23 protein-coding genes are annotated in these 26,467 nt (G+C 32.1%); 8 read left to right on the forward strand and 15 right to left on the reverse strand.

Going from position 1 to position 26,467, the window contains the following annotated elements; genetic code table 11:
- Positions 1-565: 565 nt before the first annotated feature.
- The 4 genes from uvrA to DG435_RS02990 all read left to right on the forward strand — a co-directional run bounded on the left by uvrA (position 566) and on the right by DG435_RS02990 (position 9,715).
- Positions 566-3,394, forward strand: a complete 2,829-nt coding sequence (uvrA, locus tag DG435_RS02975) for an excinuclease ABC subunit UvrA (protein WP_106793937.1) — start codon at positions 566-568, stop codon at positions 3,392-3,394.
- Between the two features lie 24 nt (positions 3,395-3,418).
- Positions 3,419-4,108, forward strand: coding sequence for a TIGR00730 family Rossman fold protein (locus DG435_RS02980; RefSeq protein WP_024769273.1), 690 nt, complete (start codon positions 3,419-3,421; stop codon positions 4,106-4,108).
- Positions 4,109-4,269: 161 nt separating this feature from the next.
- Positions 4,270-7,098, forward strand: coding sequence for a metalloprotease (locus DG435_RS02985; protein ID WP_106793936.1), 2,829 nt, complete (start codon positions 4,270-4,272; stop codon positions 7,096-7,098).
- 202 nt (positions 7,099-7,300) lie between these two features.
- Entirely contained in the window at positions 7,301-9,715 is a 2,415-nt protein-coding gene (locus tag DG435_RS02990) for a thiamine pyrophosphate-dependent enzyme (protein ID WP_106793935.1), read from the forward strand.
- Positions 9,716-9,719: 4 nt separating this feature from the next.
- On the opposite strand, the gene DG435_RS02995 is transcribed toward DG435_RS02990, so the two are convergent.
- From DG435_RS02995 to DG435_RS03005, 3 genes are all read right to left on the reverse strand, one after another.
- The gene (locus DG435_RS02995) at positions 9,720-10,331 is read right to left on the reverse strand and encodes a hypothetical protein (protein WP_106793934.1); all 612 of its coding nucleotides are present in this window, start codon (positions 10,329-10,331) and stop codon (positions 9,720-9,722) included.
- Between the two features lie 63 nt (positions 10,332-10,394).
- On the reverse strand, positions 10,395-11,201 hold the full coding sequence (locus tag DG435_RS03000) for a hypothetical protein (RefSeq protein ID WP_106793933.1): 807 nt from the start codon (positions 11,199-11,201) through the stop codon (positions 10,395-10,397).
- Between the two features lie 48 nt (positions 11,202-11,249).
- Complete coding sequence (locus tag DG435_RS03005; protein ID WP_199852715.1) at positions 11,250-12,092, reverse strand: 1,4-dihydroxy-2-naphthoyl-CoA synthase; 843 nt, start codon at positions 12,090-12,092, stop codon at positions 11,250-11,252.
- A gap of 160 nt (positions 12,093-12,252) precedes the next feature.
- On the opposite strand from DG435_RS03005, the gene DG435_RS03010 reads away from it, so the two are divergent.
- Entirely contained in the window at positions 12,253-12,663 is a 411-nt protein-coding gene (locus tag DG435_RS03010; RefSeq protein WP_106793932.1) for a hypothetical protein, read from the forward strand.
- A 47-nt stretch (positions 12,664-12,710) separates the two neighbouring features.
- On the opposite strand, the gene DG435_RS03015 is transcribed toward DG435_RS03010, so the two are convergent.
- From DG435_RS03015 to DG435_RS03040, 7 genes are all read right to left on the reverse strand, one after another.
- Positions 12,711-13,220, reverse strand: a complete 510-nt coding sequence (locus DG435_RS03015) for a ferritin (RefSeq protein WP_106793931.1) — start codon at positions 13,218-13,220, stop codon at positions 12,711-12,713.
- Positions 13,221-13,313: 93 nt separating this feature from the next.
- Positions 13,314-13,625 carry a hypothetical protein gene (locus tag DG435_RS25420; RefSeq protein ID WP_159025682.1) on the reverse strand — a complete coding sequence of 104 codons (312 nt, stop codon included), beginning with the start codon at positions 13,623-13,625 and terminating at the stop codon, positions 13,314-13,316.
- Between the two features lie 100 nt (positions 13,626-13,725).
- Positions 13,726-14,559, reverse strand: coding sequence for a S1 RNA-binding domain-containing protein (locus DG435_RS03020; protein ID WP_106793929.1), 834 nt, complete (start codon positions 14,557-14,559; stop codon positions 13,726-13,728).
- A gap of 111 nt (positions 14,560-14,670) precedes the next feature.
- On the reverse strand, positions 14,671-15,012 hold the full coding sequence (locus DG435_RS03025) for a DUF2853 family protein (RefSeq protein ID WP_024769263.1): 342 nt from the start codon (positions 15,010-15,012) through the stop codon (positions 14,671-14,673).
- A gap of 104 nt (positions 15,013-15,116) precedes the next feature.
- Positions 15,117-16,841, reverse strand: a complete 1,725-nt coding sequence (gene menD, locus DG435_RS03030) for a 2-succinyl-5-enolpyruvyl-6-hydroxy-3-cyclohexene-1-carboxylic-acid synthase (RefSeq protein WP_106793928.1) — start codon at positions 16,839-16,841, stop codon at positions 15,117-15,119.
- Positions 16,842-16,904: 63 nt separating this feature from the next.
- Positions 16,905-17,996 (reverse strand): chorismate-binding protein, encoded by a 1,092-nt coding sequence (locus tag DG435_RS03035; RefSeq protein ID WP_106793927.1) that lies wholly within the window; start codon positions 17,994-17,996, stop codon positions 16,905-16,907.
- 1 nt (position 17,997) lies between these two features.
- A complete protein-coding gene (locus tag DG435_RS03040; RefSeq protein WP_106793926.1) occupies positions 17,998-18,423 on the reverse strand; it encodes a PaaI family thioesterase in 426 nt (141 codons plus the stop codon).
- A gap of 87 nt (positions 18,424-18,510) precedes the next feature.
- On the opposite strand from DG435_RS03040, the gene DG435_RS03045 reads away from it, so the two are divergent.
- The 3 genes from DG435_RS03045 to DG435_RS03055 are packed head-to-tail and all read left to right on the forward strand — an operon-like array spanning position 18,511 to position 20,596.
- Positions 18,511-19,074, forward strand: a complete 564-nt coding sequence (locus DG435_RS03045; RefSeq protein ID WP_106793925.1) for a TetR/AcrR family transcriptional regulator — start codon at positions 18,511-18,513, stop codon at positions 19,072-19,074.
- A 3-nt stretch (positions 19,075-19,077) separates the two neighbouring features.
- The gene (locus tag DG435_RS03050; protein WP_106793924.1) at positions 19,078-19,929 is read left to right on the forward strand and encodes a serine aminopeptidase domain-containing protein; all 852 of its coding nucleotides are present in this window, start codon (positions 19,078-19,080) and stop codon (positions 19,927-19,929) included.
- A gap of 28 nt (positions 19,930-19,957) precedes the next feature.
- Entirely contained in the window at positions 19,958-20,596 is a 639-nt protein-coding gene (locus DG435_RS03055) for an alpha/beta hydrolase (protein WP_106793923.1), read from the forward strand.
- Positions 20,597-20,610: 14 nt separating this feature from the next.
- On the opposite strand, the gene DG435_RS03060 is transcribed toward DG435_RS03055, so the two are convergent.
- The 5 genes from DG435_RS03060 to DG435_RS03080 form a co-directional block, all read right to left on the reverse strand.
- The gene (locus DG435_RS03060) at positions 20,611-20,988 is read right to left on the reverse strand and encodes a nuclear transport factor 2 family protein (RefSeq protein WP_106793922.1); all 378 of its coding nucleotides are present in this window, start codon (positions 20,986-20,988) and stop codon (positions 20,611-20,613) included.
- A gap of 3 nt (positions 20,989-20,991) precedes the next feature.
- Positions 20,992-21,504: a DinB family protein gene (locus tag DG435_RS03065; protein WP_106793921.1), complete on the reverse strand. Its 513-nt coding sequence runs from the start codon at positions 21,502-21,504 to the stop codon at positions 20,992-20,994.
- A 166-nt stretch (positions 21,505-21,670) separates the two neighbouring features.
- Positions 21,671-24,256, reverse strand: coding sequence for a phosphoenolpyruvate carboxylase (locus tag DG435_RS03070; protein ID WP_106793920.1), 2,586 nt, complete (start codon positions 24,254-24,256; stop codon positions 21,671-21,673).
- A 160-nt stretch (positions 24,257-24,416) separates the two neighbouring features.
- Positions 24,417-24,896, reverse strand: a complete 480-nt coding sequence (locus tag DG435_RS03075) for an Lrp/AsnC family transcriptional regulator (RefSeq protein WP_024769253.1) — start codon at positions 24,894-24,896, stop codon at positions 24,417-24,419.
- A gap of 76 nt (positions 24,897-24,972) precedes the next feature.
- Positions 24,973-26,130: a M14 family zinc carboxypeptidase gene (locus DG435_RS03080; RefSeq protein WP_106794608.1), complete on the reverse strand. Its 1,158-nt coding sequence runs from the start codon at positions 26,128-26,130 to the stop codon at positions 24,973-24,975.
- Positions 26,131-26,467 lie beyond the last annotated feature (337 nt).

A 26,467-nucleotide genomic window follows, 5' to 3' on the forward strand; every position in this document is an offset into this window, starting at 1 on the left:
TAATTTTGAAGAATTACTCTATTGACTTTATTGGGCTATTTATACTATCAATAGTAAAAACTTCAAAGAGTTTGTGAATAATTAAGTTACTAATTCTACATACCGTTTAAAAAAAGTTCATGGGTAGTTTATAAAAATAGAAATCATTCAATATTTTAGTTAAAAAACTAAAGTATTCTCACTACATGAATCATTTGAATAAAAAAAAATCTCAAAAAAGAACATAGTATTAGATATATATACTTCCAAAATTTGATCATAAAATCAAATAAATATCAAATAATTGACAATAAAAAAATTTGAGAATACAGTCATTCAAAATTTTACAAAACTTCTTACTTGTTAAAAAAAAATTCTTACATGCACTTTATAATGAAAGAAAAATAATACGTTCAAATTATGTTTTTTCCATATATAAGATATTGTTTTTCAGTTGTTTGAAATATTTTTTAAAAAACAAATAACTAATATATCTAATAAAAATGTTGATTTAACATAACTGAAACTTATCCAATTTCACAAAACGCTGCCAAATAACTACATTTGCAATCTTGGTTTAAAATTTATGGTAGCATCAGAAGAAAATATTGAGGTTTTAGGAGCACGGGTTCACAACTTGAAAAACATAGACGTTACCATACCTCGTGAAAAGTTAGTAGTGATTACAGGTTTATCAGGATCCGGTAAATCCTCCTTAGCCTTTGATACCATCTATGCAGAAGGACAACGACGTTATATAGAAACTTTTTCTGCCTATGCCAGGCAATTTTTGGGAGGATTAGAACGACCAGATGTGGATAAAATTGATGGTCTTTCTCCCGTTATTGCAATCGAGCAAAAAACAACCAGCAAAAGCCCACGTAGTACTGTTGGAACCATCACAGAAATCTATGACTTTCTTAGGTTATTATTTTCTAGAGGAAGTGATGCCTATAGCTATAATACCGGGGAAAAAATGGTAAGCTATAGTGATGAGCAGATCAAGAATCTAATTTTAAAAGATTTTTCTGAAAAAAAAATCAGCATCCTGGCTCCTATTATTCGTTCTAGAAAAGGACATTATAGAGAGTTATTTGAACAAATTGCAAAACAAGGTTTTGTAAAAGTGCGTACCAATGGTGAGATCAAAGATATCACCAAAGGCATGAAACTTGATCGCTATAAAACTCACGATATTGAAATCGTTATAGATCGATTAATGGTTACCAAAGATCAGGAGAATTCAAAACGCCTGATGGAAACAATCAATACTGCGATGTACCACGGTAATGACGTATTGATGGTAATCGAACAAGAATCTCAAGAAGTACGTTTCTTCAGTCGAAATTTAATGTGCCCATCTAGTGGTATTTCATATCCTAACCCAGAACCCAATAATTTTTCATTTAACTCTCCAAAAGGAGCTTGCCCTAAATGTAATGGTATTGGTAACTTATACGAAGTAAACTTAAAAAAGATCATCCCAGATGATTCTATATCTATAAAAAATGGAGGGTTAGCTCCACAAGGACCTCAAAAAAACAATTGGATTTTTAAGCAATTAGAATTAATTGCACAACGCTATGATTTTAAGTTAAGTGATCCTATAAAAAAAATTCCCAAAGAAGCCATGCAAATTATCCTTCATGGTGGAAAAGAAAAGTTTACTGTAAACAGTAAATCTCTTGGGGTTACCAGGGACTATAAAATTGATTTTGAAGGGGTAGCTTCGTTTATTGATACTACATATAGAAATAATGACTCGACTTCATTACGAAGATGGGCCAAAGATTTTATGGATAATATTCAATGCCCGTCTTGTGAAGGATCAAGATTGCGTAAAGAGTCCTTATATTTCAAAGTAAATACAAAGAATATAGCAGAATTATCTGCAATGGATATTAATGAACTTTCTGATTGGTTTAAATCTCTTCCCGAGCATTTAAGCGAGAAGCAAAACAAGATTTCGGGAGAAATATTAAAAGAAATTAACGTCAGACTTCAATTTTTGGTAGATGTAGGGCTCACCTATTTATCTTTAAACCGAAGTAGTAAATCACTCTCTGGTGGTGAAGCACAACGTATACGACTAGCAACTCAAATTGGATCGCAACTCGTAGGAGTTTTATATATTCTGGATGAACCCAGTATTGGTTTACACCAGAGAGATAATCAGAAACTAATTAACTCACTAATTCAGTTACGGGATATTGGTAATTCTGTTATCGTTGTAGAGCATGATAAAGATATGATTGAGCGTGCTGATCATGTTATCGATATAGGTCCTTTGGCAGGAAAACACGGCGGAGAAATTATTAGCGAAGGTACTCCCGAAGAATTACAAAAACACAATACACTTACAGCAGATTATTTAAGTGGCAAAAAGCAAATCGAAACCCCTACTAAACGTAGAAAAGGAAATGGAAAGACCATTTCTCTAAAAGGAGCTACAGGAAATAATTTAAAGAATGTATCTATCGATATTCCTTTAGGCAAAATGGTTGCCGTTACAGGAGTTTCGGGTAGCGGAAAATCTACACTCATTAACGAGACACTCTACCCTATCTTAAATGCGTATTATTTTAATGGTGTAAAAAAACCAATGCCATATAAAAGTATCAAAGGTCTCGAGCACTCTGATAAAGTAATTGACATTAATCAATCTCCTATAGGTCGCACACCAAGATCTAATCCTGCAACATATACAGGTGTTTTTTCTGAAATAAGAAGCTTATTTGCCAAAACTCCCGAAGCCATGATTCGCGGATATAAACCAGGACGTTTTAGCTTTAATGTTCAAGGAGGAAGATGTGAAACCTGTAAAGGTGGTGGGTTAAGAGTGATAGAAATGAACTTCTTACCCGATGTATATGTAGAATGTGAAACCTGCCAGGGAAAACGATTTAATAGAGAAACTTTAGAGATTAGATATAAAGGAAAATCCATTTCTGATGTCTTAGAAATGACCATTAATGAATCCTGCTTATTCTTTGAACATATCCCTAAGATTTCAAGAAAATTGAAAACCATCCAAAATGTTGGTTTAGGATATATTACCCTAGGACAACAATCAACTACATTATCTGGTGGTGAAGCACAGCGTATCAAACTAGCAACAGAATTATCAAAAAGAGATACCGGTAACACTTTTTATATTCTTGATGAACCAACAACGGGTCTTCATTTTGAAGATATTCGTGTTTTGATGGACGTGTTAAATGAATTAGTAAATAAAGGAAATACAGTTTTAATTATTGAACACAATCTGGATGTAATCAAAATGGCTGATTATATTGTTGATATCGGATACGAAGGAGGAAGAAATGGAGGGAAAATCGTAGCTAAAGGAACGCCAGAAGAAATTATAAAAGATAAAAAAAGTTATACTGCGCAGTTTTTAAAGAAAGAACTGTAAGTAACAATATAAAAAAATAAATTTATGAGAAAAGAGCAACACCATAAAGGCTGGAATGAAATAAAAACAAATGATTCATGGGCAATCTTCAAGATTATGGGAGAATTTGTTAATGGATTTGAAAAAATGAGTAAAATAGGACCTTGTGTATCTATTTTTGGATCTGCTCGTACAAAAACAGATGATAAATACTATCAATTAGCTGTAGATGTCGCCAAAGAAATTGTAGATCAAGGCTATGGAGTTATTACTGGTGGTGGTCCCGGTATAATGGAAGCGGGAAATAAAGGAGCACATTTAGGAGGAGGAACTTCTGTTGGGCTCAATATAGATTTACCTTTTGAGCAACATGACAATCCATATATCGATAGCGATAAAAGCTTAGATTTTGACTATTTTTTTGTACGTAAAGTGATGTTTGTAAAATATTCTCAAGGATTTGTAGTTATGCCAGGAGGGTTTGGAACTTTGGATGAATTATTCGAAGCAATAACATTAATACAAACCAAAAAAATTGGGAAATTCCCTATTATATTGGTAAGTACCGAATTTTGGGGAGGACTCATCGATTGGGTAAAAAGCACATTGCTACAAAAATTCGGGAATATAAGCCCAGGAGATTTAGATTTAATACACATTGTAGATACCCCAGGTGAAGTATTAGGAATTTTAGATGATTTTTATGGGGAGTATAATTTAAGTCCGAATTTCTAATTCATTTTATTATCAATCAATCATTAATATAAAATCGATTTTGAAGAGTATCATAGTAAGGCATTGCTATACGTAATAAAGTTTTGATAAATAAATCCAGATGGGTAACATTATTTCTTTTTAATTTATATCATAAAAATGCCTTTAATTAAATATAAAAATTGAATATTTTAAAAGTATATAGTTTTATAATTATCTTTTTTGCGCTAACCACAGGGTTTGCTCAGCATAATATCATTATAAATGCTAATCTGGATACCCAAAAAAAGGTAGTAACTATAGAACAAGAAGTTACATACACCAATTTATCAAAAGATACACTTACACAAATATTCTTTCATGATTGGGCCAATAGCTTCTCTGATAAGACCACTCCTCTTGGTAAAAGGTTTGCTGAAGATTTTATAAAACGTTTTTACTTTGCCAAAGATGAAGAACGAGGGGGAACTATAATCCAACATGTTAGCAATAAAGAATCACAACCCTTGCAATGGGGTCGACACAATGGAATCCAGGATATTATATGGATAAAATCTAATAGGCCTATTTATCCAGGAGAAAATCAAACTTTTCTATTAAAATATCAAATCAAAATTCCCAGTAACAAATTTACCAGATATGGATATCACGCAAACGGGAATTTTAGTTTAAAATACTGGTATATCCTTCCTGCTGTATACGATACAAAATGGAATATTTATAGTCATAAAAATTTGAATGACTTATATGCACCTATAGCAGATTACCGACTTAACTTTACTTTACCATCCGCATATGAAATCGTTAGTGATCTAAAACAAAAAAATACTGTTTTATCAGAGGACGAAACAACCAAAACTATACAATTTGAAGGTAACAAAAGAAATGAAGTAAACTTATACATAGAAAAGGTATCATCTTTCTACAGCTTCCCATCTGATGGTGTTCAGTTTATAAGTAATATAGATGACAATGATTTAATGCCAGAAATGAAATCGGTAGCGACCGATAGGATTATTGGTTTTTTACAAAAAAAATTAGGCCCATATCCTTTTGATAAAATTGTTATTTCTGAAAATGATTACAAAAGCAATCCTGTATATGGACTAAATCAACTACCAGATATATTAAGACCTTTTCCCGATGGTTTTCAATTTGAAATCAAACAACTTAAGACAATTACCGAAAATTATCTGGAAAGAACTCTTATCATAAATCCCAGATACGATGCCTGGATAAAAGATGCAATACACATCTATTTAATGATGGCGTATACAGAGCAATATTATCCCGAAATGAAAATTATCGGTAAACTTAGTAAAGTGATTGGTCTACGATGGTTTCATGCTGCAGACCTGGATTTTAACGACCAATACTTTTTAGCTTATAAAAATATGGCTCGATTGTTTTTAGATCAGCCTTTACTGCAGCCACAAGATGAGTTGGTAAAGTTTAATAAAAATATAGCAAATGCATATAAAGCAGGAGTTGGATTTAAATATCTTGAAGATTACTTAGGTGATGATAATATTGTCGATCAGAGTATTAAAAAATTTTATACTCAAAATGTATTAAAATATACAAATTCTGGAAAATACAAAAAGGTACTTATCGATATAGCTCCCAAGGACATAGAATGGTTTTTTGAGGATTATGTACAAACCAATGAAAAACTTGATTTTAAAATAAAGTCTGTAAAAAAAGAAAAAGATTCGATTGAAGTTACAATCAAAAATAATGGCAATAACACAATGCCAATTTCTTTATCTGGATTTAGAAAAAAGGATATGGTTTCTAAAACCTGGGTTACAGGTATCACCGGTACCAAAAAAGTAAAAATTGCTAATGAAAATATTAGTAAACTGGTATTGGATTATGATCAGAACATCCCAGAAGTAAATAGGCGTAATAATTATAGAAACCTAAAATGGATATTTAACAAACCTATACAGTTTAGGTTTTTACAGGATATAGAAGATCCAAGGTATACTCAAGTATTTTTTATTCCCGAAGTAGAGTTTAATGTATACGATGGTTTTTTGTTAGCTTCAAAATTTTATAACAAGACTTTCATAAAAAGAAATTTTCAGTACAACCTATCCCCTGCTTATGGTTTCAAATCCAATAAATTGTTGGGATCAGCATCTATCTCCTATAGACAACAACTGTCTGATTATGGATTATATAAAGTACAATATGGGGTAAATGGTAGTATGTTTAGTTATGCTCCCGATTTATTATTTAAACGATTTTCATCATCTATAAGTTTTTATTTTAGGCCCGAAGATCTTAGATCCAATAAAAAACAGAGGCTTCTCCTTAGAAATATTAATGTTTTTAGAGATCGAGATAAAGAAAATCCTGTTGTTACTCCTGATTATAATGTTTTTAATATAAGATATCGATATTCTGATTTTAACCTTATCGATTTTCTAGGATATACTATTGATTATCAGATATCAAAAAACTTTAGTAAGCTATCAGCTACTGTAAATTACAGGAAACTGTTTCTTAATAATCGACAATTAAATTTGCGTCTATTTGCAGGGTCTTTTCTTTTTAATGATACAGAAAAAGATGGTGATTTCTTTAGCTTTGCTCTAGACAGACCCACAGATTATTTATTTGATTATAATTATCTGGGACGTAGTGAAGATACCGGTTTGGTAAGCCAGCAAATTATTTTGGCAGAAGGAGGGTTTAAATCTCAACTCGAATACCCTTTTGCTAATCAATGGATTACCACCTTTAATGCTAATACCAATATATGGAACTGGATTTATGCATATGGAGACGTAGGGTTGGTGAAAAATAAAAATATCTCTCCAAAATTTGTCTATGACGCAGGAGTACGACTCAGTTTAGTAGCCGATTACTTCGAAGTTTTTTTCCCTGTAGTATCTAACAAAGGATGGGAAATATCACAACCAAATTACGAACAGCAAATTCGATTTATCATAACATTAAGTCCAGAAACATTAATCGGTCTTTTTACCAGAGAGTGGTATTAATTTCTTTCTGAAAAATCATATCAAAAAATAAATGTGAAAATTTTGAACATTTGTTAACCAATCCTTAAAATACTGTCCAAAAACTATAATTTATCAATAAAAACACAGTTTTAATGAATTATACTCAAAAAAATTAAGAGTTTCAGCCTTGCAAATGGTCAGGATTTTAGCTAAATTTGCAAAACATTAAAACACCGTTCACATGCAGCCTGAAACCATTACTTCATCTAATATTTCATTCGAAGAATATAGAGATCAAATACTTAGAGACTACAAAATAGCATTAATTAGTAGAGAATGTAGTTTATTAGGAAGACGAGAAGTATTGACAGGTAAATCTAAGTTTGGAATTTTTGGAGGAGGAAAAGAGTTACCGCAACTTGCGATGGCTAGAGTTTTTCGTAATGGTGATTTTAGATCAGGATACTACAGAGATCAAACATTTATGATGGCTATTGATCAATATACTGTAGAGCAGTTCTTTGCTGGCTTATATGCTCATACAGATATTAATAAAGAACCTTTTGCTGCAGGAAGACAAATGGGAGGGCATTTTGCAACTCACAGTCTTAATGAGGATGGCACATGGAAAAACCTGATGCAGCAAAAAAATTCAAGCGCAGATATCTCCCCTACCGCTGGTCAAATGCCTAGGCTATTAGGTCTAGCTCAAGCATCAAAAGTATACCGTAACGAAAAAAGTGTTTCTAATCATTCTAATTTCTCTATCCAAGGAAATGAAGTAGCTTGGGGAACTATTGGTAATGCAAGTACCAGTGAAGGTTTATTTTGGGAAACTATTAATGCAGGAGGTGTTTTACAAGTACCAATGGTTGTTAGTGTCTGGGATGATGAATACGGCATCTCTGTTCATGCAAAGCATCAAACCACCAAAGAAGATATTTCTCTTATTCTGGAAGGTTTTAGACGGGATGAACATCATGAAGGCTATGAAATATTAAAAGTTAATGGCTGGGACTACCCTGCTCTCATGGATACCTATGAAAAAGCCGAAAAATTAGCACGTGAAAAACATATTCCTGTTATTATTCATGTTAAAGAATTAACACAGCCACAAGGACACTCCACTTCCGGATCTCACGAAAGATACAAAAGTGAAGAACGATTAAATTGGGAACGTGAATTTGATTGTAATAAAAAGTTTAAAGAATGGATCATTGAACACAATATTGCAACAGCAGAAGAGCTTCTGGATTTTGAAAAGACTGCAAAAAAGAAAGTAAGAAAAGGAAAAGCCGAGGCTTGGAATGCATATTTATCAGAAATCAAATCAGAACAAAAAGAAGCATTAGATATCCTTAAATCTGTAGAGAATAAAAGTGCAAATAAAAATTTCATTTCTCCTCTGGTTAATCTATTAGCTTCTAAAGAAGAACCTATACGTAGAGATATTCTTGAGGCTACAAGAAAAACATTACAATATATCACCAAAGAAAATTTTACAGAGAAATCTACACTTCAGGAATGGATAAATAATTACATTTCTCTTATTCAACCAAAATACAGTAGCCATTTACATAACGAAAGTGATTCTAATGCTATCCACGTTAAAGAAGTAAAAGCTCAATACGATACCAATACACAACAAGTTGATGGTAGAGTTATTATAAGAGATAACTTTGAAGAATTATTTAGCAGAATTCCTGAAGCACTTATTTTTGGAGAAGATAGCGGTAAAATCGGTGATGTAAATCAAGGCCTTGAGGGACTTCAGGAAAAATTTGGAGAAACCAGGGTATCCGATGCTGGGATTAGAGAAGCTACTATAATAGGACAAGGAATTGGGATGGCCATGCGAGGACTAAGACCCATTGCCGAAATTCAATATTTAGATTATATTTTATATTGCATACAAGGACTAAGTGATGATCTTGCTACGTTGCGATATAGAACTTTTGCAAAACAAAAGGCCCCATTAATTATAAGAACACGAGGACATAGACTAGAAGGAATATGGCATTCTGGTTCTCAAATGGGCGGTCTTGTTCACCTACTAAGAGGTATCCATATTCTTGTACCTCGAAATATGACCAAAGCTGCAGGTTTTTATAATACATTAATGGATAGTGATGAACCAGCTTTAGTTATAGAATGTCTTAATGGATATCGTCTAAAAGAAAAGATGCCTACTAATTTATCCGAAATCAGAACACCAATTGGTATTGTTGAAACAGTTAAAGAAGGAACAGATATCACCTTGGTATCCTATGGCTCTACATTGCGATTAGTTGAACAAGCTGCAAAAGAATTACTATCGGTAGGAATTAATGCTGAAGTAATTGATGTACAATCCTTACTCCCTTTTGATCTAAATCATGATATTGTAAAAAGTGTTGCTAAAACCAACCGATTATTGATCATTGACGAAGATGTACCAGGTGGTGGTACTGGATATATTTTACACAAATTGATTGATGAGCAAAATGTGTATCAATACTTAGATAGTAAACCACAAACCCTAAGTGCTCAACCACACAGGCCAGCTTTTGGAACGGATGGAGATTATTTCAGCAAACCTTCGATAGAGGATATTTTCGAAAATGTGTATGCTATTATAAATGAAACAGATCCGGTTAATTTTCCTAAATTAAGATAATTAGCTACTGAAAGTCTTCAATTTTTAATCGTTTTCCATCTTTATAGGATATTACAAATATTCTCTTATCAAACCCTGATGCTATTAGTGTTTTTCTAAAATCCTGAGCTTCGGCCAAGGTTTCAAAAATACCTAAACTCATTTTATAGAATGAAGTATCACTATAAATAAGTGTATTTGTAAATTTCTCAGAAATAGCAGGGGTGTTTTTTGCATTAAATGCTTTTAACTGCACTGAATACACAGTATCTTTTTTAATCAAACTTCTATACAGATATAGGTTTTTGATTTCTTTAAGGTTAATTTTTTCTTTTTTTAATGCTTTTAATTCTTCCTTAGCGGAAGCCAGCTCTTGTTTTACTACAGAAAGCTCACTAATCCCTGCTTTGCCATTTTTTGATGGTGGTTTGCTAAAATAAAAAGCATTAGCTACAAGAAAAATAGTTAATAGAAATAGGACTAGCGAGAATGATCCAAATAGCCTATTAGATTTCTTACTTTTTTTTAGCCTATCCGACTCTTCATCCAGAAGGTCTTCGAGCTTTTTCTGTTTAATTTCGGCTTTTTCTATCTGATAATGTAGAGATAGAAGATCCTCATCTTTCATAACTTTCATTGTGGTGGGGGGTAGCTTCAAAAGTTTTGTTAGTTATTCTAAAGATATATTTTTAAACAATGCTTAAGGGAGTTTCTGTTCGGTTATTTTATATACTATTCCATTATTAATTTCCAAAATTAAAACAGGCTTATCTGTAATTACTTTCTGGAAAGCCTTTAATGGAAAACCGGAAGAAATCTGATTAATATTTTCAATCTTCACCCTCGCCTTATCGTCAAGTTCTAATATTTTAGACCTAGAACTCTGGTTATGAATATAATAATTATTATATAAAAAATACAATGTATCTCCATTTTTATCCAAATCATATTCGGCTTCCCCTAATTCTTTAGCTTTTTTAACTGCTTTTCTACCCTGATAATACTCTATAATATCTGCTTCTATAAAAACAACATCGTTGCTTTTATAAACTCTATTTATGTAACAATATTTCCTTTCAAATTTTAGTTTAGATTTTCCATCCGCTTCTTCTTCTTTTCCACTTCCAGTATTACCAGAAAGAGAAGTTATAGTATCTGCTTTATTTGATAATTCTTCATTTTGATATTTAGAAATATCTGTTTTAAGTTTATCCACTTCCTTTTGTAAAGAATCATTTTCAAATATAAGTCGCTGTACATCTACATCTCCTTCTAAAGACTCAGTTTTGGTAATATTTTCTTTTTCACCAAGGATCACATAAAGACTTCCCGCGGTTAGCAACAACATCAAAATAAGAATAAAAATAAAGTAAAAATTACGTCTTCTTTTACTTCTCTTTAAATCTTCAGAAATAGAGATAAGGCGATCCTCCAGCCGTTGCTGTTTGATATCAGTTTTTTCCATCTGATAGTGCATCGATATAAGCTCTTCTTCTTTTTTATCCATTGTATACTAAAGCAATTCTAATTTTAAAAAAGATCGGTAATTATAAAATTAAGGCATCCATTTAATGTTCTTGAAATCTGGCTTTCGCTTTTCAAGAAATGCGTCTCTTCCTTCTTTGGCTTCCTCTGTCATATACGCTAGTCGTGTTGCCTCCCCTGCAAACACCTGTTGCCCTACCATACCATCATCTGTAAGATTCATTGCAAATTTTAACATTTTGATAGATGTAGGTGATTTCTCAAGGATTTCTTTTGCCCATTCATATGCTGTATCTTCAAGATCATCATGAGGAATCACAGCATTTACCATTCCCATTTCATAAGCATCTTGCGCAGAGTAATTTCTTCCTAAAAAGAAAATTTCACGTGCTTTTTTTTGTCCAACCATCTTTGCTAAATAAGCAGAACCATATCCTCCATCAAAACTTGTTACGTCTGCATCGGTTTGTTTAAAAATAGCATGTTCTTTACTTGCAAGAGTAAGATCGCAAACAACATGAAGACTATGCCCTCCTCCTACAGCCCATCCAGGTACTACTGCAATAACGACTTTTGGCATAAACCTAATAAGCCTTTGAACTTCTAAAATATTTAACCTGTGTCTACCATCATCTCCAACATACCCTTGATGACCTCTAGCCTTTTGATCTCCTCCGCTACAAAAACTATATACTCCGTCTTTTGTCGAAGGCCCTTCTGCAGAAAGCAGAACCACACCTATAGATGTATCTTCTTGTGCATCATAAAAAGCATCATAAAGTTCACTTGTTGTATTTGGCCTAAAAGCATTACGTACATTTGGTCTGTTAAATGCTATTCGTGCAACACCTCCCGATTTTTTATAGGTGATATCTTCGTATTCTTTTACAGTTTTCCAATCTATTGAACTCATTAATCTATTTTTTTGTATCCTCAAAAATACTACAATATACTATATCTCACTGCATCAATTATGGGGTAAATCCCCTTATTTTTGATTTTATTTTAAATAAAAAACAGATTTTAGTATAGTTTTTGATGGTTTTATCTGAATTGATAATATATTTACCATTATGAAAGTTTTTTTAGCAATACTTATTGGAGGCATTAGCTTTTTATCATACGGACAAGAAGATGTACCAAATACAATATCTATAGAATGGGAGCAATTAAGCGCCCCATTAGTAATGAATAAAAAAGAGCTTAAAACTAAAAAGTATCAATTACTGGAAGTAGATCTAACTGTAGACTTAAGACAGCAAGCATTTAAGAAAAGCTATACAATGTACATTGATACTCCGAAGTATAAAGATATTTCGTCAAAATATAATGTTGCAATCCCTCAACCAAAAACATCTGGTTTTAGATTATCTGGTAATGGTTACAACCCCAATACAAATATTGGGGGTATAAAAAATACAGCTTATAAAGATGCCAGTTTATATAGTGGTGCTTTCTGCCCTATTACCGGTTTAGCTTATTAATCCAAATTATACAAAAAAACATCTTAGATTAAAATTTACTATATAGGTTATTTACCAACAGGGATTCTTTCATCAATGTATTGAAGTGGCATATCTCCTGACAAATCAAACATATCTAAAATATCTTTAATAGTCTCTTCCTCCTCAAGCTGCTCTTCTACAAACCACATTAAGAAGTTTTCTGAACCAAAATCATTTACTTTCCTACATTTTGCAACAATTTTATAAATAGATTGTGTGATGGATATCTCATGGTTTAATGCAGTTTCAAAAATTTCTCTAAGAGAAGAAAATTCATGGGTTATATTAGAAACATCAGGAGAATATGCTGATCCACCTGTATCATTAATAAACTTAAAAATTTTCATCATATGCTCTCTTTCTTCTGCCGCCTGCTTATAAAAAAAAGAAGCACTATTTACAAGAGTTTTTTGATCACACCATGAGGCCATTGCTAAATACAATGACGAAGCTCTTTGTTCTTTCTCAATTTGCTTATTAAGCATATCCATTACCTCTAGATTAATGCTTATTTCTTGTCGTGTTAGATTTTCCATTTTTCTAATATTTTTAATAAAAGTATAGAAAATCTAGATGTAAAACTTAATTGATACCCTATTTATAGTAAGTCTAAATCTAATAATAAAACATCATGATACTAGCATAGCATTTAATTCTATCATTGCAAATGTTCCTTTCATAAAATCTACAAAATCCAACACCATTAATGTATCTAATAAAATCAAATGTTCTTTATCACATAAAGACAATAATACGGTATCATTATGATTAAGTAAATCATCTATATACTCAAATGAGGACATCTGTTTTGCCTTATACCTTAAGCTAAGCAATTGACAAAAAGAAATTTTAACCATTTTATGGCCAAAGTCAATATAATAACATCGCTCTGTTGATGATTGATATGAGGAGTAGTATGTTGAAGAAAAAATTAATTCCATATTTAAAGGCCGCTAAAATACTTTTTATTTAGATTTAATCCAAATAAAACAAGCAAAAAGTAACTTCTCCTTTAAATATTGGTACTGATTTTATTTTGGTCTACTCTACCAAGCGTATTCCCTCTTTCTCAATAATAATTTTTCTTTCTTTGTACAGTGATCCGATAGCTTTTTTAAAACTTTTCTTACTCAATTGAAAAACCTCTTTAATATCTTCGGGATCTGATTTATCATTCAGATCAATAAAACCACCGCTAGATTTTAACTCTTTTAAAACCTGCTCTGCATTTGGCTCTATCCCTCTAAATCCGTGTCGCTGTAATGTAAGATCTATCTTGCCATCAGGGCGAACTTTTTTCACAAACCCTTTAAGTTGATCTCCTGGTGTTATCTTTTGAAAAATTTCATCACCATATACTAATCCTAAATGTTTTTGATTTACAATCATATTCCAACCATGTGGTGAAGGATGAGAAGCGATAAGATCGACTTCATCATATGAAGACAGTAAAACTAAAGAATTATCTAAAAAAGCATTAGTCTTACTTGACGCAACAAGTCGATTGGTTTCTCCATCAAGGTACACATAAACAAGATACCAACTACCTGCTCTCATTTTTGAGGATTGTTCTCTAAAAGGAACAAAAAGATCTTTTTCTAATCCCCAATCCAGAAAAGCACCAATTTCTGACACATTTGTACATTTTAAATAAGCAAAAGATTTTACAGTTGTAAAAGGCTCTAAGGTAGTAGCAACAATACGCTCTGAACTATCCAAATACACAAAAACCTTTAAAACATCTCTTATTTGAAATTGTTCTGGCACATACTTATTAGGCAATAAAACCTCATCCCCTTCTTCGTCACAAAGATAAATTCCTTGATCTCTTTCTCTAACGACCTCTAACATATTATATTCCCCAAGCTTAAGCATGTCTCTTTTTTTTGCGCAAAGATAATTCTTTAATCCTCCTATTTATCTAAATTCAACAAAAAAAGGTGTTCATTACAATGAACACCTTTTTTTGTTGTAGAAAATCGTATACTATTTATAAACAGATTCTTTTCCAAAATGTTTTGTCAAAAGATAATAAACCACCGCTCTATACTTATTACGGTTTGATTTACCATAAGCCTCAACTACAGAAGCAATACCTTCATCTAGTTTTGGTCCATCAGAAAGACCAAGTTTCTTGATTAAAAAGTTTTTCTTTACGGTATCTAATTCACTTTGATCCGAACCAGATACTGTGGCAGCATCTGCATTGTAAATTGAAGGACCACATCCAATTGTAACTTTGGTTAAAAGATCCATATCTGGAGTCTGGCCAATTTTATCTTTGATATCTGCGGCGTATTTTGTGATTAACTCGTCTCTTTTACTCATAGGATAATTGCGTTTTTAGGTTTTTAGTTCACTTTTTTTCCAGATCAAATATAGATGAATTATTCATTAATAATTCATCTGCAAAGTATATTAAAACACGGATATTAGACAAAATACCTAAAATAATCGACTAAAGTACTATCGTTTTCTTTTCTGGGAGTAAAAATTTCAAGCAATTGAGGTGTTTTATCATTTTCATACATCTTTTTAGATTCATGAACTAATTCTTCCAGCGTATGTGCAGTACGATATTCAAAACCAAACATTTTGCACAAATGCATTGCCGTAAGATGATGTGTTGTTTCAAAATATTTTTCAAAATTAACACTCTCCTCTTTTCCTGGCAGAATTCTAAATATCCCGCCCCCTTCATTATTAATAACAATAATTTTAAAATTTGAAGGGATATAATCATTCCATAATCCATTACTATCATAGAAGAAACTTAAATCTCCCGTTATCAAGGTTGTAGGTACTCCCGAAGCCAGAGCTGCACCAATAGCAGTAGATGTACTTCCATCGATACCACTTGTTCCTCTATTACAAAACACCTGAAAAGTTGGATTTAACGTAAATAATTGCGCATACCGCACAGTAGAGCTATTACTTAATTGTATCATTTGCCCATCTGAAATAACATTAAAAATAGCTTCGAATGCTTTGAGATCGCTAAAAGAAATTTTATCAAGATATGATGCATGCCGTACTCTACGATGATCTCTTATAGAAACCCAAAAAGGTTTATAGGTACTATCGACGCTCTTTATGTTTTGAAAAAAACGTGAGAAGAACACATTGGTCTGCAATTTTATATGTTCTGTGAGACAGAAATAGGTATCATATGCTTTTTTTGAATCAATATGCCAATGTGATTTTGGCTGATATTGTCGCAAAAATGCTTTAATCCTTTTAGAGACAACCATACCTCCAATAGTTAAAAGAATATCTGGCTGTAATGCTTTAAGTTCATCTTCATTTAAAGTAGAAATTAATTGATCGATACAATTAATATGTGATGCATGATGAATATTAGATGTCGTTTCTGTTAATACCAAAACCGAAGGATCATCGGCAAAATACTCTATCCACTTTTGCTCAACTGTTCCTGGTGAATTGACACCTATTAATACCATTTTACGTTTTGCCTGATTCCACTCTTCATGCATTTCTGATTGTAAATCTTCAGAAAACTGATGATGGGGTTTTTCTACAGGAATATTTCTGGAAATAATAGTAGGTTGATCCAGTTTATCGTATAAAGGTTCGTAAAAAGGGACATTAATATGTACTGGTCCTTTTTGCTCTATTGCTTTATTTAACGCCAGATTGATTTCTCTTTCATTATGCTTTTGAGCTTCATGTTGCTTTTGGCGTACTTTAGGATCATCAATTTTTGTTTCGGCAACAACTTCAGAATATAAATTAGCCGAATACAAAATGTGGTTTTCAAATACATTTTTTTGACGAATCGTTTGCCCGTCTCCAATATCAATTCTTTCAATAGGGCGATCTGCACTTAAAACTACTAATGGTATATCACTATAAAATGCTTCTGAAATTGCAGGATAATAGTTTAATAATGCACTACCCGAAGAACAAACCAAGGCAACTGGTTTTTGGATCTGTTGTGCAATACCTAATGCAAAAAAAGCAGCACATCGTTCATCTACGATACTATAACACTGCATACCAGGATGTTCACTAAACCCAATTGTTAGTGGTGCGTTACGAGATCCTGGTGAAATAACAATATGAGTGATTCCTTTTGCTTCGCATAAGGTAACAATAGATTGTGCTAAAGGAATTTTTGAATATAAGCGTTTCTTCATTCGAATCGCTAAATTACAATATCGAACTAATTTACACCAGAATTTTAAGTAATTTAACCCTGGCTAAAACAAAACTCTTTTCATTGTCTCTGTTTTCTTTACAGTTTCCTCCCACTCTTTCTCTGGATCAGAATCTTTTGTGATCCCTCCTCCTACATAAAGAATTGCTTTTTCATTACTTAACTCCATACAACGAAGGTTCACAAATAAATCAGATTTAACAGCACCTTCTTTATTCATATTGAGTTCCCCCAGAAAACCTGTATAATACTTACGATTGTATCTTTCTGTAGTAAGAATAAAAGATTTAGCTTCGTCTTTAGGAAGTCCGCAAACAGCTGGGGTTGGATGCAACACCTTAATTATTTTTTCTATGCTTGAATTTTCATGATCCAAAACCCCGCTAATATCGGTACGTAGATGTAAAAGTGTACCTGCTTTATGTGTGTAAGTTTTAGAATATTGTACATCATTAATAATTGAAGATAATTCATTAGTAACAAAAGAAGTAACCATTTCCTGCTCTACTAATTCTTTAGTTCCCCAATCAACATCTATAGTATTTATATATGGCTGTGTTCCTGCTAGGGCCATTGTAAAAAAATCGTTGTTTTTTACCCGGATTAAGGTCTCTGGAGTCGCTCCCATCCATGTACCGATTTTGGGATGAAACCACAGATATACAAAGGCCTTTGGATAATAGTCTATCAGGTTTTTAAATATATGCAGATTACTAAAAGAATTTGGTATTAAAACCTCTTCTTTTCTTGACAATACTACTTTTTTAAAACGATCAGATTGTATTGCTTTAATTCCTTTTTTTACAAGCTCAACATGTTTTTTTTTAGCTTCAGATTTCACCAAAAAAGAATCTGCTGATTTCTCTGAAGTTCTTTTTTCCTTATTTATAGTTTGTGATGAAATAGTAGCATTGCAATAATTACTTTTTTCTGAAGGAATAATAACAGCTTTATCAGAAGTATCAAAAGGAGCAAAAACAAACCCCGAAACAGTATAATCCTCTACTTCATATATTTGATCATTTTCTTGAAAAATAGCATGTAATGTCATAGAATCTGCTTTCCTATACACTACAAAAGGCAGATGTTGATCTAACTGCTCTTCAATTTTAGCATAAACATCTTCTATGCTCATACTATTTGGTTTTAGGAAGTGCAATAGTAGTCAACTTAACTATTGAAACCAGACTACCTTCTTCATCCTTTATCTTTATATCCCATAACTGAGTAGTACGCCCCTGGTGTAAAATTTCCGCTTTAGCAAATACATAACCTTGCTTAACACTTTTTACATGATTTGCAGAAATCTCTATTCCTCTTATATAAAAATCTTTAGCATTAAGAAAAATAAATGATGCTGCACTACCCACACTCTCTGCAAGTGCTACCATAGCTCCACCATGCAAAACACCATCTGGCTGATGAACTCTGGGAGTCACAGGCATTTTAGCAACCAGATAATCTTCACCAACTTCACAGAAAGAAATCTCCAAAGTTTCCATTAAAGTGTTTTTACACATCTTAGCACATTGTTCTAGCACTTCTTCCTGTGTCAAATTCATAAGCTTTATAATTTAAACCAAAAATATACAATGCTATCTAATAATTCTAACTATATTTGATTATTATTTTAACGAACGTTCAATAAAATGCCAAAGGTAAAAACATCCAAAGAAGAAGTTCTAAAAAAGATAATCCCTATCCTGCGCTCTCGAGGAGTTCAAAACAGTAGTATGAGTGAGCTCTCTAAAGCCTGTGGTATACAGAAGTCTCATTTTTATTATTATTTCAGCAATAAAGAAGATCTAATTAGAGAAGTTCTTGCAACTGTTCACAGCTATTTTAATTACAATCTATTTAGGATTATTGAAAGTAGCACTTTAACTCTTAATGAAAAAGTGTTAAAAATGAAGCTACTTCTGGACAAATTATTCAAAGCTTCAGATGGTGGGTGTATTATGGCAAACACAGCATTAGAAACCATTCACCTCGACCCCATATATAAAAAAGAAATACAATCATTTTTCAGAGATTTTATTTTAGGGCTACAACAATTGCTTGAAGTGAATCACTCAACAGAAAAAGCATTACTACTGGCAGAACAAATGGTACAGGATATCGAGGGTGGTATTTTATTGATGCAGATTTATGACGATCCAAAATATCTTAACAATGCCATTGAAAGAACAGAAATAGCAATATTAAATCAGTAAAATATGGAATCATACACTATTCATTCTTCTGACGGCTACCCCATTTCGGTAAATGAGTTTGTTCCTAAATCTCCTAATCACAAAACAATAGTTTTTGCTCCTGCAGTAGCAGTTCCTCAAAAAATTTATTTCCCACTTGCAGAATACCTCGTTGCCAGGGGGTGTAATGTATTTACTTTTGATTATCGAGGAATAGGAGATTCTCTTTCTCAAAGCATTCAATCTTTAAAAGAACATGGTTTTTTATTCTGGGCACAGGATTTTAAATCAGTTTCTAAACATGCAAAAGAAGAATTTCCTAAAAACGAACAATATATGATTGGTCATAGTTATGGTGGTAATAGTGTTGGTTTTAGTGATGCGTACCAATATTATGACAAATACTTTACTGTAGCTTCGCAATTTGGGTTTTATAAGCATTTTACCTTAAAAATGAGAATACTCATCTATCTTAATTTTAAGTTTTTTGTACCACTTACCACCTCCCTTTTAGAATACTACCCATCTGGTTGGTTTGGATTAGGAAAACCCTTAACCACCAGGGTAGCCAAAGATTGGGCTATTTTTTTATTACACCCAGATTCGATGTTATATTTTACCCAAAAAGACACTAGTACGTATTACAAAGAAATTAAAGAGCCTATGCTTTTATTAAGTATTGATGATGATTCGTTTGCTCCCAAAAAATCAGTCGATATTTTAGGTGAGCTTGTATATAAAAATGCAAAAGTGACCAGAAAACATCTAAAACCTAGTGATTTTAATCTAAAAACTATTGGCCATTTTGATTTTTTTAGAACAAAAAATCGAGATATCTTGTGGCCAATTATTGACGATTGGTTTCATCTTAATTAAATACAAAAGATCTATTATCATATATCATATGAGTGCTACCGAAAAAGAAATCTCTTACACTGCTACAAACACATATTCTACACTTAATAATCTGCATCCAGGCACTAAAAATGTTTGGTTAGTTTTTCATGGAATTGGATATTTGAGTAGATACTTCATACGGTTATTTGAAAGTCTTAATAAAGAAGATAATTATTTTATTGCACCTCAGGCTCCATCAAAATATTATAAAGGTGATAACTACAGAAGGGTTGGTTCTAGTTGGCTAACCAAAGAAAACACCCAGGCAGAAACCAAAAATGTATTACAATATGTTGATGCAATACTATCATCTGAAGAAATTCCTGAGCATACAAGGCTAATCGTATTAGGATATTCTCAAGGAGTAAGTATTGCCAGTAGATGGATTGCCAGTCGTAAAATAAATTGTGATGCTTTGGTCATGATCTCTGGCGGCTTTCCTAAAGAACTGTCTAGAGAAGATTTCTCTTTTCTTACTGATCAAACAAAAATCACTCATATTCTGGGGGAAAAAGATCCTTTTTTTGAAATAGAAAAAGTTGAAGCTGAGAAAATACGGGTACAGCAAATATTGCCACAAATTGAGTTTAGAACTCACCCAGGTGGACATGAGCTAGAACCAAAAACTTTGATTGATTTACTATAAATCTACCTACCCTATTACTTTTTTAACTCTTCTATTGCTGATCTGCTATGAACAGTATCATAAATAATAGTAAGTTTTTGAATCTTATTTTCAGAATTTAGTACTATAATATCTACTACCTTAAACACGACTCTTTTTCCATCTTTTAATTCCCAATCAAAATCAAAAAGCAGTGAAATTCTATTTGAGTCTTTTTCAGAAAATAAACCATCAAATTTTAATTTTGAAGTAGTGGTATCTTCTGCCAAAGCTTTATAAAACTTACTAGCTGGCATTGTTCCGTACAATGGAGATTCTACAATCCCGTCGTCGGCAAATAAACTAACAACTTTATTCACTTCATTTTTTTCTAAAAATGATAAGTAATTCTGAGCAACTTCTTCTTTTGTCATACCTTATAAATATCTTTCTTTTATAACCTCAAAATGATGTTTCTGATGTCCGATTAATATATACCCTGCAGCTCTTGAACTCATAGGGCTACCACTCGCCTCTCCTATCCTGGTTAACATTTCACCAGTGAAGCTTTTGAATAATGAAATAGAGTTACTTCTTGCAGACTGAAAATCTGAAATTAATTCTTCTTTACTATAATTATTCGCATTTGAATACGGAACATAATCATCCTGTTCAAACCCCATAATTGGTGTTTTATCATTCCTTGCAAAACGCAAAGCACGGTATGCAAAAATACGTTCACCATCAATTACATGTTGCAATACTTCTGCTACAGTCCATTTACCCTCTGCATAGGCATGAGTAAGTTTTTCTTCAGGAATGGATTGCACAAAATCAACAAATTCTTTTTGGCCGTTTTCTAGTCCCTTTACAATATCAGGCGACTCCGCTTTAGCAATATATGTTTCATAATACAGGTTAAATTCTCCTTCTTTTAACTGTGATACCATAGTGTATTAGATATAGATTAAATTCCAATTTATTTGTAATAGTATATAAACTCACATTACACTATAAAACTTTGTCACGAAGTATAATATGAGTTAAAAAATGAAGCTGAAATTTAATCATTCCAGCTTCATAATATAATATCCTTAACAGTACTTTATTAAAAAATTATGCCGAATTACGACTTGCATTAATATTTCCAAACAAAGAACGAGTTACCATCTTCTCATAAATTGCAATATCTTCAGGATTTGCATCTTTATCCCTACTTAAATCCTGAATTTTCTTCAATGCATATTGTTGTATAGTAAGCAGAGGTAATACGATATTTTCTCTAATATCGATAGATGCTTTTCCTGCAGGTTCGTTTTGCATTAACTCAGAATATCCTGTTAACTTAAATAACAATCTTTTTGTTAACAAGTATTCATCATGAATGATGTCCCAAAACGCACCATATTCCTCATCTTCTTTCATATAAGAAGTCAATTCAAAAAAGGATTTAGTAAGACTCATCATACTATTACCAATCAACGTTCTAAAGAATGGTGAATCTTTATAAAGTGACATTATTTTATCAAATTCTCCTTTTTCTTCAAATGCCTTTAAGGCGGTTCCTACTCCATAAAAACCAGGGACATTCTGCTTTAACTGACTCCAACTTCCTACAAAAGGTATCGCTCTTAAATCACCAAAATCTAAGGTTGCACTTTTACTTCTTTTAGAAGGTCGGCTACCAATGTTTGCTTTCCCATAGTACTTTAATGTACTCATATGCTCAAGATATGGTAGAAATTTAGGGTGGTTTTTGAAATCAACATATGTTTGATAGCTTATATCTGCAAGCTCTTGCATGGTTTGCTTATTCTTTACAGAGAAAAGATTACCCTCATTACTAGTTAATTCATTTTCTACCCCAGCTCCTAGCAGTTGTTCTAAATTATATTGACAAGAATCCAGTGTACCAAAATTAGAACTAATTGTTTGTCCTTGAACGGTTAATTGTATTTCCTCGTCTTCAATTGTTGGACCAAGAGAAGCATAAAATTGATTTGTATTTCCTCCTCCTCTTGCAGGTGGTCCTCCTCTACCATCAAAGAACACTACTTTTACATCGTATTTTCTAGACACTTCAGTTAATGCCTCTTTTGCTTTAAAGATTCCCCAATTTGCCATAAGGTATCCTCCATCCTTGGTGCCATCAGAGAAACCAAGCATAATAGTTTGTTTCATTCCGCGGCGTTTCAGATGTTCCATATATTCTGGATTGTTATACAAAGACTCCATAACCTGATGTGAAACCTGTAAATCTGGCACCGTTTCAAAGAGAGGAATTACATCTACCGTAGGAAACTCCCAATCACAAAGTCTTATCAGTGCAAATGTTTCTAATACATTCAGTTCATTTCCATTATTACTAATAATGTAACGATTAGCTGCTCTTTCTCCATTATTTTGCTGTATTGTTTTGATAGCATAAATGGATTCTATTGTTGCTCTTGTTATATCATCATCAAAAATAGAGGGATCTATTTTTCCTTTAATGTTAGAAAGCACCCTGATCTGTTCGTTTTCAGAAAGAGATTCATATTCCTTAGGAAAAAGATCAAATTCCAGTTCATTAGTCTTCTGTACAACTTCTGTAAGTACTTTATGATGAATTCTTGAATCTTGACGAACATCTAGTGTCCCGAAATGAAAACCAAAAATTTTCACTTTATTAATTAAATCTTGCAGATCTTCAAGAAATAAAGATTGATGCTCTTCTATTAACTCTTCTCTAATTTCAAGCAATCCATTCATTAATGTTTCTACCGATAATGGTTCTGCTGTTTTTGCATAATAAAAGTTATCATACAATGCATTTTCTAAAACTGCTATTTTATCCTGAAGATTACCAAAAGTGATTCTTCGTTTTAATACTCGAATATCTCGATAATAATTTATCAAAATTGTTTTTCGCAATCGTTTTGCTACTTTTAGTGTAATCTCTGTGGTTACAAACGGGTTTCCATCTCTATCTCCTCCGGGCCAGAATCCTAAATTGATTAAATCATTTTCAAGATCTTCTCCTTCAAATATATTTTGTTGGATGTAATTATATATGGTTCCTGCAGAATGGTAAAATACATTTTCTAAATACCAAATCAAACTTACTGCTTCATCATAAGGTGTTGGTTTTTCTTTCTTGAAGAAAGCTGTTTTACCTAACTGAGCTAATAGCTTTTTTATTTTAGGGGAATCATTATCACGAATTGCCGCATCCAAATCATGAATAATCCCAAGTACTGTTCCTGGGTAAAACTGTGTAGGGTGCGCTGTTAAGGTTGGGCGAATTTTAAATCTCCTTAGATAATCTTTCAATTCTTCTAATTTACCTTTTGCCTGGGCTTCTTCTTTAATACTTCTTAAAGTCCCGCGACCATCCATATTATTAACTACAGGAAAGGCAGCATCTTCTATAGCATCGAATAATACAACTTGACGCTCGATATACTGGATAAACCTAAACAGTAAATCATGCTTTTCTTTTGGCACAGGGTTATCTTGATACAATGAAAAAAAATCTTCTACAATTTCTGTAGGATTTTTATGTTGATCATAACCTTTTTCACATACTTCTTTAAAAAGTGGTAACAAAACTCCTGTATTACTTATAGTATCAAAAGGTAATGTTATAAATATACTATTGTATATCTGGTACTTAGCGAGAACATTTTCATTAAAACGTTCGATTTTTGGTTTTCTAGCCATTGGTGTGGTGGTACTTGTTTATGGTTAATATGCTTTTTTGTTACATACAGCAGAGATTTTTTTAAAACATCTCATGCCTGGTTATAAAAAGCTTTTTTAATTAATAAGCCCTTTAAGATTTTCTTAAAGGGCTTATTCTATATTTGTTTAGTATATCCCTTTATAAATCCTGGAAAATAGAATGCATTAATCGTTTCTTATCATTAATACTTTCTTCTAATGAAATCATAGTCTCTGTACGATATACACCATCAATGTCATCTAGTTTAAAAATAATCTCCTTAGCATGATTAGTATCTTTAGCTCTAAGCTTACAGAAAATATTAAACTTTCCTGTTGTTATATGAGCAACTGTTACAAATGGTATTTCATTAATCCTTTCTAAAACGAATTTGGTTTGTGAAGTATTTTGAAGATAAATACCAACATATGCTATAAATGAATATCCTAATTTCTTATAGTCTAATGTTAATGAAGATCCTTCAATAATACCTGCTTCTTCCATTTTTTTAACTCGCACATGTACTGTACCAGCAGAAATCAACAATTTTTTTGCGATATCTGTAAATGGTGTACGTGTATTCTCGATCAACATGTCTAGAATCTGGTGGTCAACTTCGTCTAATTTAAACTTTGCCATATTGTTTTTTTATTATTTTTCCCGATTATTTACATTGCAAATTTAGCAGAAAAATACAGTTTCCATACATTTTATTTTAACTTTTTGCTGATTCTATTAAGAATAATTCAGAGTTTAGGTGAAATTTTAACAGCTTAGCCTCTGGAACTATCTCTACTGTAACGTTTTCGTTATGTATTGTTCTTTTTTCGCCAATAATTTCCCTATGTCCGTAAAATTTTTGGAGATTATCAATTTTAACAATTTTTGGTATAAATTTCACACTATTTTTGATTAATTCTTCGCTGTATTGAACGGCTATATCTACGTTTTTATCCTCTAACATCACATCTCTAATAATAATATCATAGAAGCATTTTCCATTTTCTGGTATTAAAAAATAATCTTTATATCTATCTCCAATAATTTTAGTAGTCGTTATATATTGTATTGAAGTTATAAGAGAATAAAATATGTATTCTCTGGTTATTTCACGATCATAATCATTTGGATAATGCCCAGCTTCAAAAAGTATGGTCGGCACTCCCATATTAGCCAAAGTATCTCCTACACAATTTAAATTAAAACCATCATCATACCTTCCTACTTGATTTGGAATGCACTGTTGGAGTACTGTATTCATTTTTGCTATGATTTCCATAGCTATTTTACGACTTGGAGTTATAGATCGTTCTAAATCACTTGCTGGAGATAAAAAAGATACTGTAGCGGGATATTTAGTTTCTCCTGCACTAAAAATAGTACGTTGTCCATGAAGGTTAAACGCAAAATCTGGTTGGATACGTTGAACCAGTGTACTAAACACTACACTTTCCTTTTGTGTTTTTTGCTGCGCATCTCTATTAAGATCTACATCGTTATAATTAAGTCTTGTATATGCTTTTGCACCATCTGGACTCAAAATAGGTACTATATATATTGTACACTCTTCTAAAATAGCTTTTGCCGAATCATTTGAGATGTCTGTAACGAAGTTTAAGAAATCAAATACAGCTTTTGTCGTTGTACTTTCATTACCATGCATCTGGGACCAAAACAAAAGTTTTTTGGATCCATTCCCTAATTTAATAAGATGTATAGGAGCATTATTCTCTGAGAGTCCTATTTGTTCAATTTCGGTCTTCAAAGACAAAAGATTCAATAACGGAGAAATATGATCTAGAGTAATATAACGTCCAAATAAAGAAGGCTCTTTATAAGTATTAAACCAGTTATGTAGTATACGAGTATCCATTAATTCATTTTAGAAAACTACGAAATTACTATAGTTTACTGAAGATTCATAACAAATCAGATTAATATTTACACTTGTAAACTAAAGGGGTGTTTACAAGTGTAACAACATCTTATTTACATTTGTAAACATTCAAAATTCATTCATTTGTTTACATAGTTAAACAACAACGTTTACTATGTTTCTAAATGTATTCTAGTTATTAACAAAAAAAATAATCTAATCAAGTAATATAGAATATATATCTACAAATCAAGTGTTTAACTACATTAATCTAAATAAAGAGTTTAATATTAAATATCGTTAGTTTACAATTGTAAACCATTGTTTTCAACAA

It is taken from the genome of Aquimarina sp. Aq78 (genome assembly GCF_900299525.1).
Classification (GTDB): Bacteria; Bacteroidota; Bacteroidia; order Flavobacteriales; family Flavobacteriaceae; genus Aquimarina.

Excerpts from the sequence above, each read along its gene's own strand:
- uvrA (WP_106793937.1), top strand. The coding sequence starts at position 566 with ATGGTAGCATCAGAAGAAAATATTGAGGTTTTAGGAGCACGGGTTCAC.
- DG435_RS02980 (WP_024769273.1), top strand. The coding sequence starts at position 3,419 with ATGAGAAAAGAGCAACACCATAAAGGCTGGAATGAAATAAAAACAAAT.
- DG435_RS02990 (WP_106793935.1), top strand. The coding sequence starts at position 7,301 with ATGCAGCCTGAAACCATTACTTCATCTAATATTTCATTCGAAGAATAT.
- DG435_RS02995 (WP_106793934.1), bottom strand. The coding sequence starts at position 10,331 with ATGAAAGTTATGAAAGATGAGGATCTTCTATCTCTACATTATCAGATA.
- DG435_RS03000 (WP_106793933.1), bottom strand. The coding sequence starts at position 11,201 with ATGGATAAAAAAGAAGAAGAGCTTATATCGATGCACTATCAGATGGAA.
- DG435_RS03005 (WP_199852715.1), bottom strand. The coding sequence starts at position 12,092 with ATGAGTTCAATAGATTGGAAAACTGTAAAAGAATACGAAGATATCACC.
- DG435_RS03010 (WP_106793932.1), top strand. The coding sequence starts at position 12,253 with ATGAAAGTTTTTTTAGCAATACTTATTGGAGGCATTAGCTTTTTATCA.
- DG435_RS03015 (WP_106793931.1), bottom strand. The coding sequence starts at position 13,220 with ATGGAAAATCTAACACGACAAGAAATAAGCATTAATCTAGAGGTAATG.
- DG435_RS25420 (WP_159025682.1), bottom strand. The coding sequence starts at position 13,625 with ATGGAATTAATTTTTTCTTCAACATACTACTCCTCATATCAATCATCA.
- DG435_RS03020 (WP_106793929.1), bottom strand. The coding sequence starts at position 14,559 with ATGCTTAAGCTTGGGGAATATAATATGTTAGAGGTCGTTAGAGAAAGA.
- DG435_RS03025 (WP_024769263.1), bottom strand. The coding sequence starts at position 15,012 with ATGAGTAAAAGAGACGAGTTAATCACAAAATACGCCGCAGATATCAAA.
- menD (WP_106793928.1), bottom strand. The coding sequence starts at position 16,841 with ATGAAGAAACGCTTATATTCAAAAATTCCTTTAGCACAATCTATTGTT.
- DG435_RS03035 (WP_106793927.1), bottom strand. The coding sequence starts at position 17,996 with ATGAGCATAGAAGATGTTTATGCTAAAATTGAAGAGCAGTTAGATCAA.
- DG435_RS03040 (WP_106793926.1), bottom strand. The coding sequence starts at position 18,423 with ATGAATTTGACACAGGAAGAAGTGCTAGAACAATGTGCTAAGATGTGT.
- DG435_RS03045 (WP_106793925.1), top strand. The coding sequence starts at position 18,511 with ATGCCAAAGGTAAAAACATCCAAAGAAGAAGTTCTAAAAAAGATAATC.
- DG435_RS03050 (WP_106793924.1), top strand. The coding sequence starts at position 19,078 with ATGGAATCATACACTATTCATTCTTCTGACGGCTACCCCATTTCGGTA.
- DG435_RS03055 (WP_106793923.1), top strand. The coding sequence starts at position 19,958 with ATGAGTGCTACCGAAAAAGAAATCTCTTACACTGCTACAAACACATAT.
- DG435_RS03060 (WP_106793922.1), bottom strand. The coding sequence starts at position 20,988 with ATGACAAAAGAAGAAGTTGCTCAGAATTACTTATCATTTTTAGAAAAA.
- DG435_RS03065 (WP_106793921.1), bottom strand. The coding sequence starts at position 21,504 with ATGGTATCACAGTTAAAAGAAGGAGAATTTAACCTGTATTATGAAACA.
- DG435_RS03070 (WP_106793920.1), bottom strand. The coding sequence starts at position 24,256 with ATGGCTAGAAAACCAAAAATCGAACGTTTTAATGAAAATGTTCTCGCT.
- DG435_RS03075 (WP_024769253.1), bottom strand. The coding sequence starts at position 24,896 with ATGGCAAAGTTTAAATTAGACGAAGTTGACCACCAGATTCTAGACATG.
- DG435_RS03080 (WP_106794608.1), bottom strand. The coding sequence starts at position 26,130 with ATGGATACTCGTATACTACATAACTGGTTTAATACTTATAAAGAGCCT.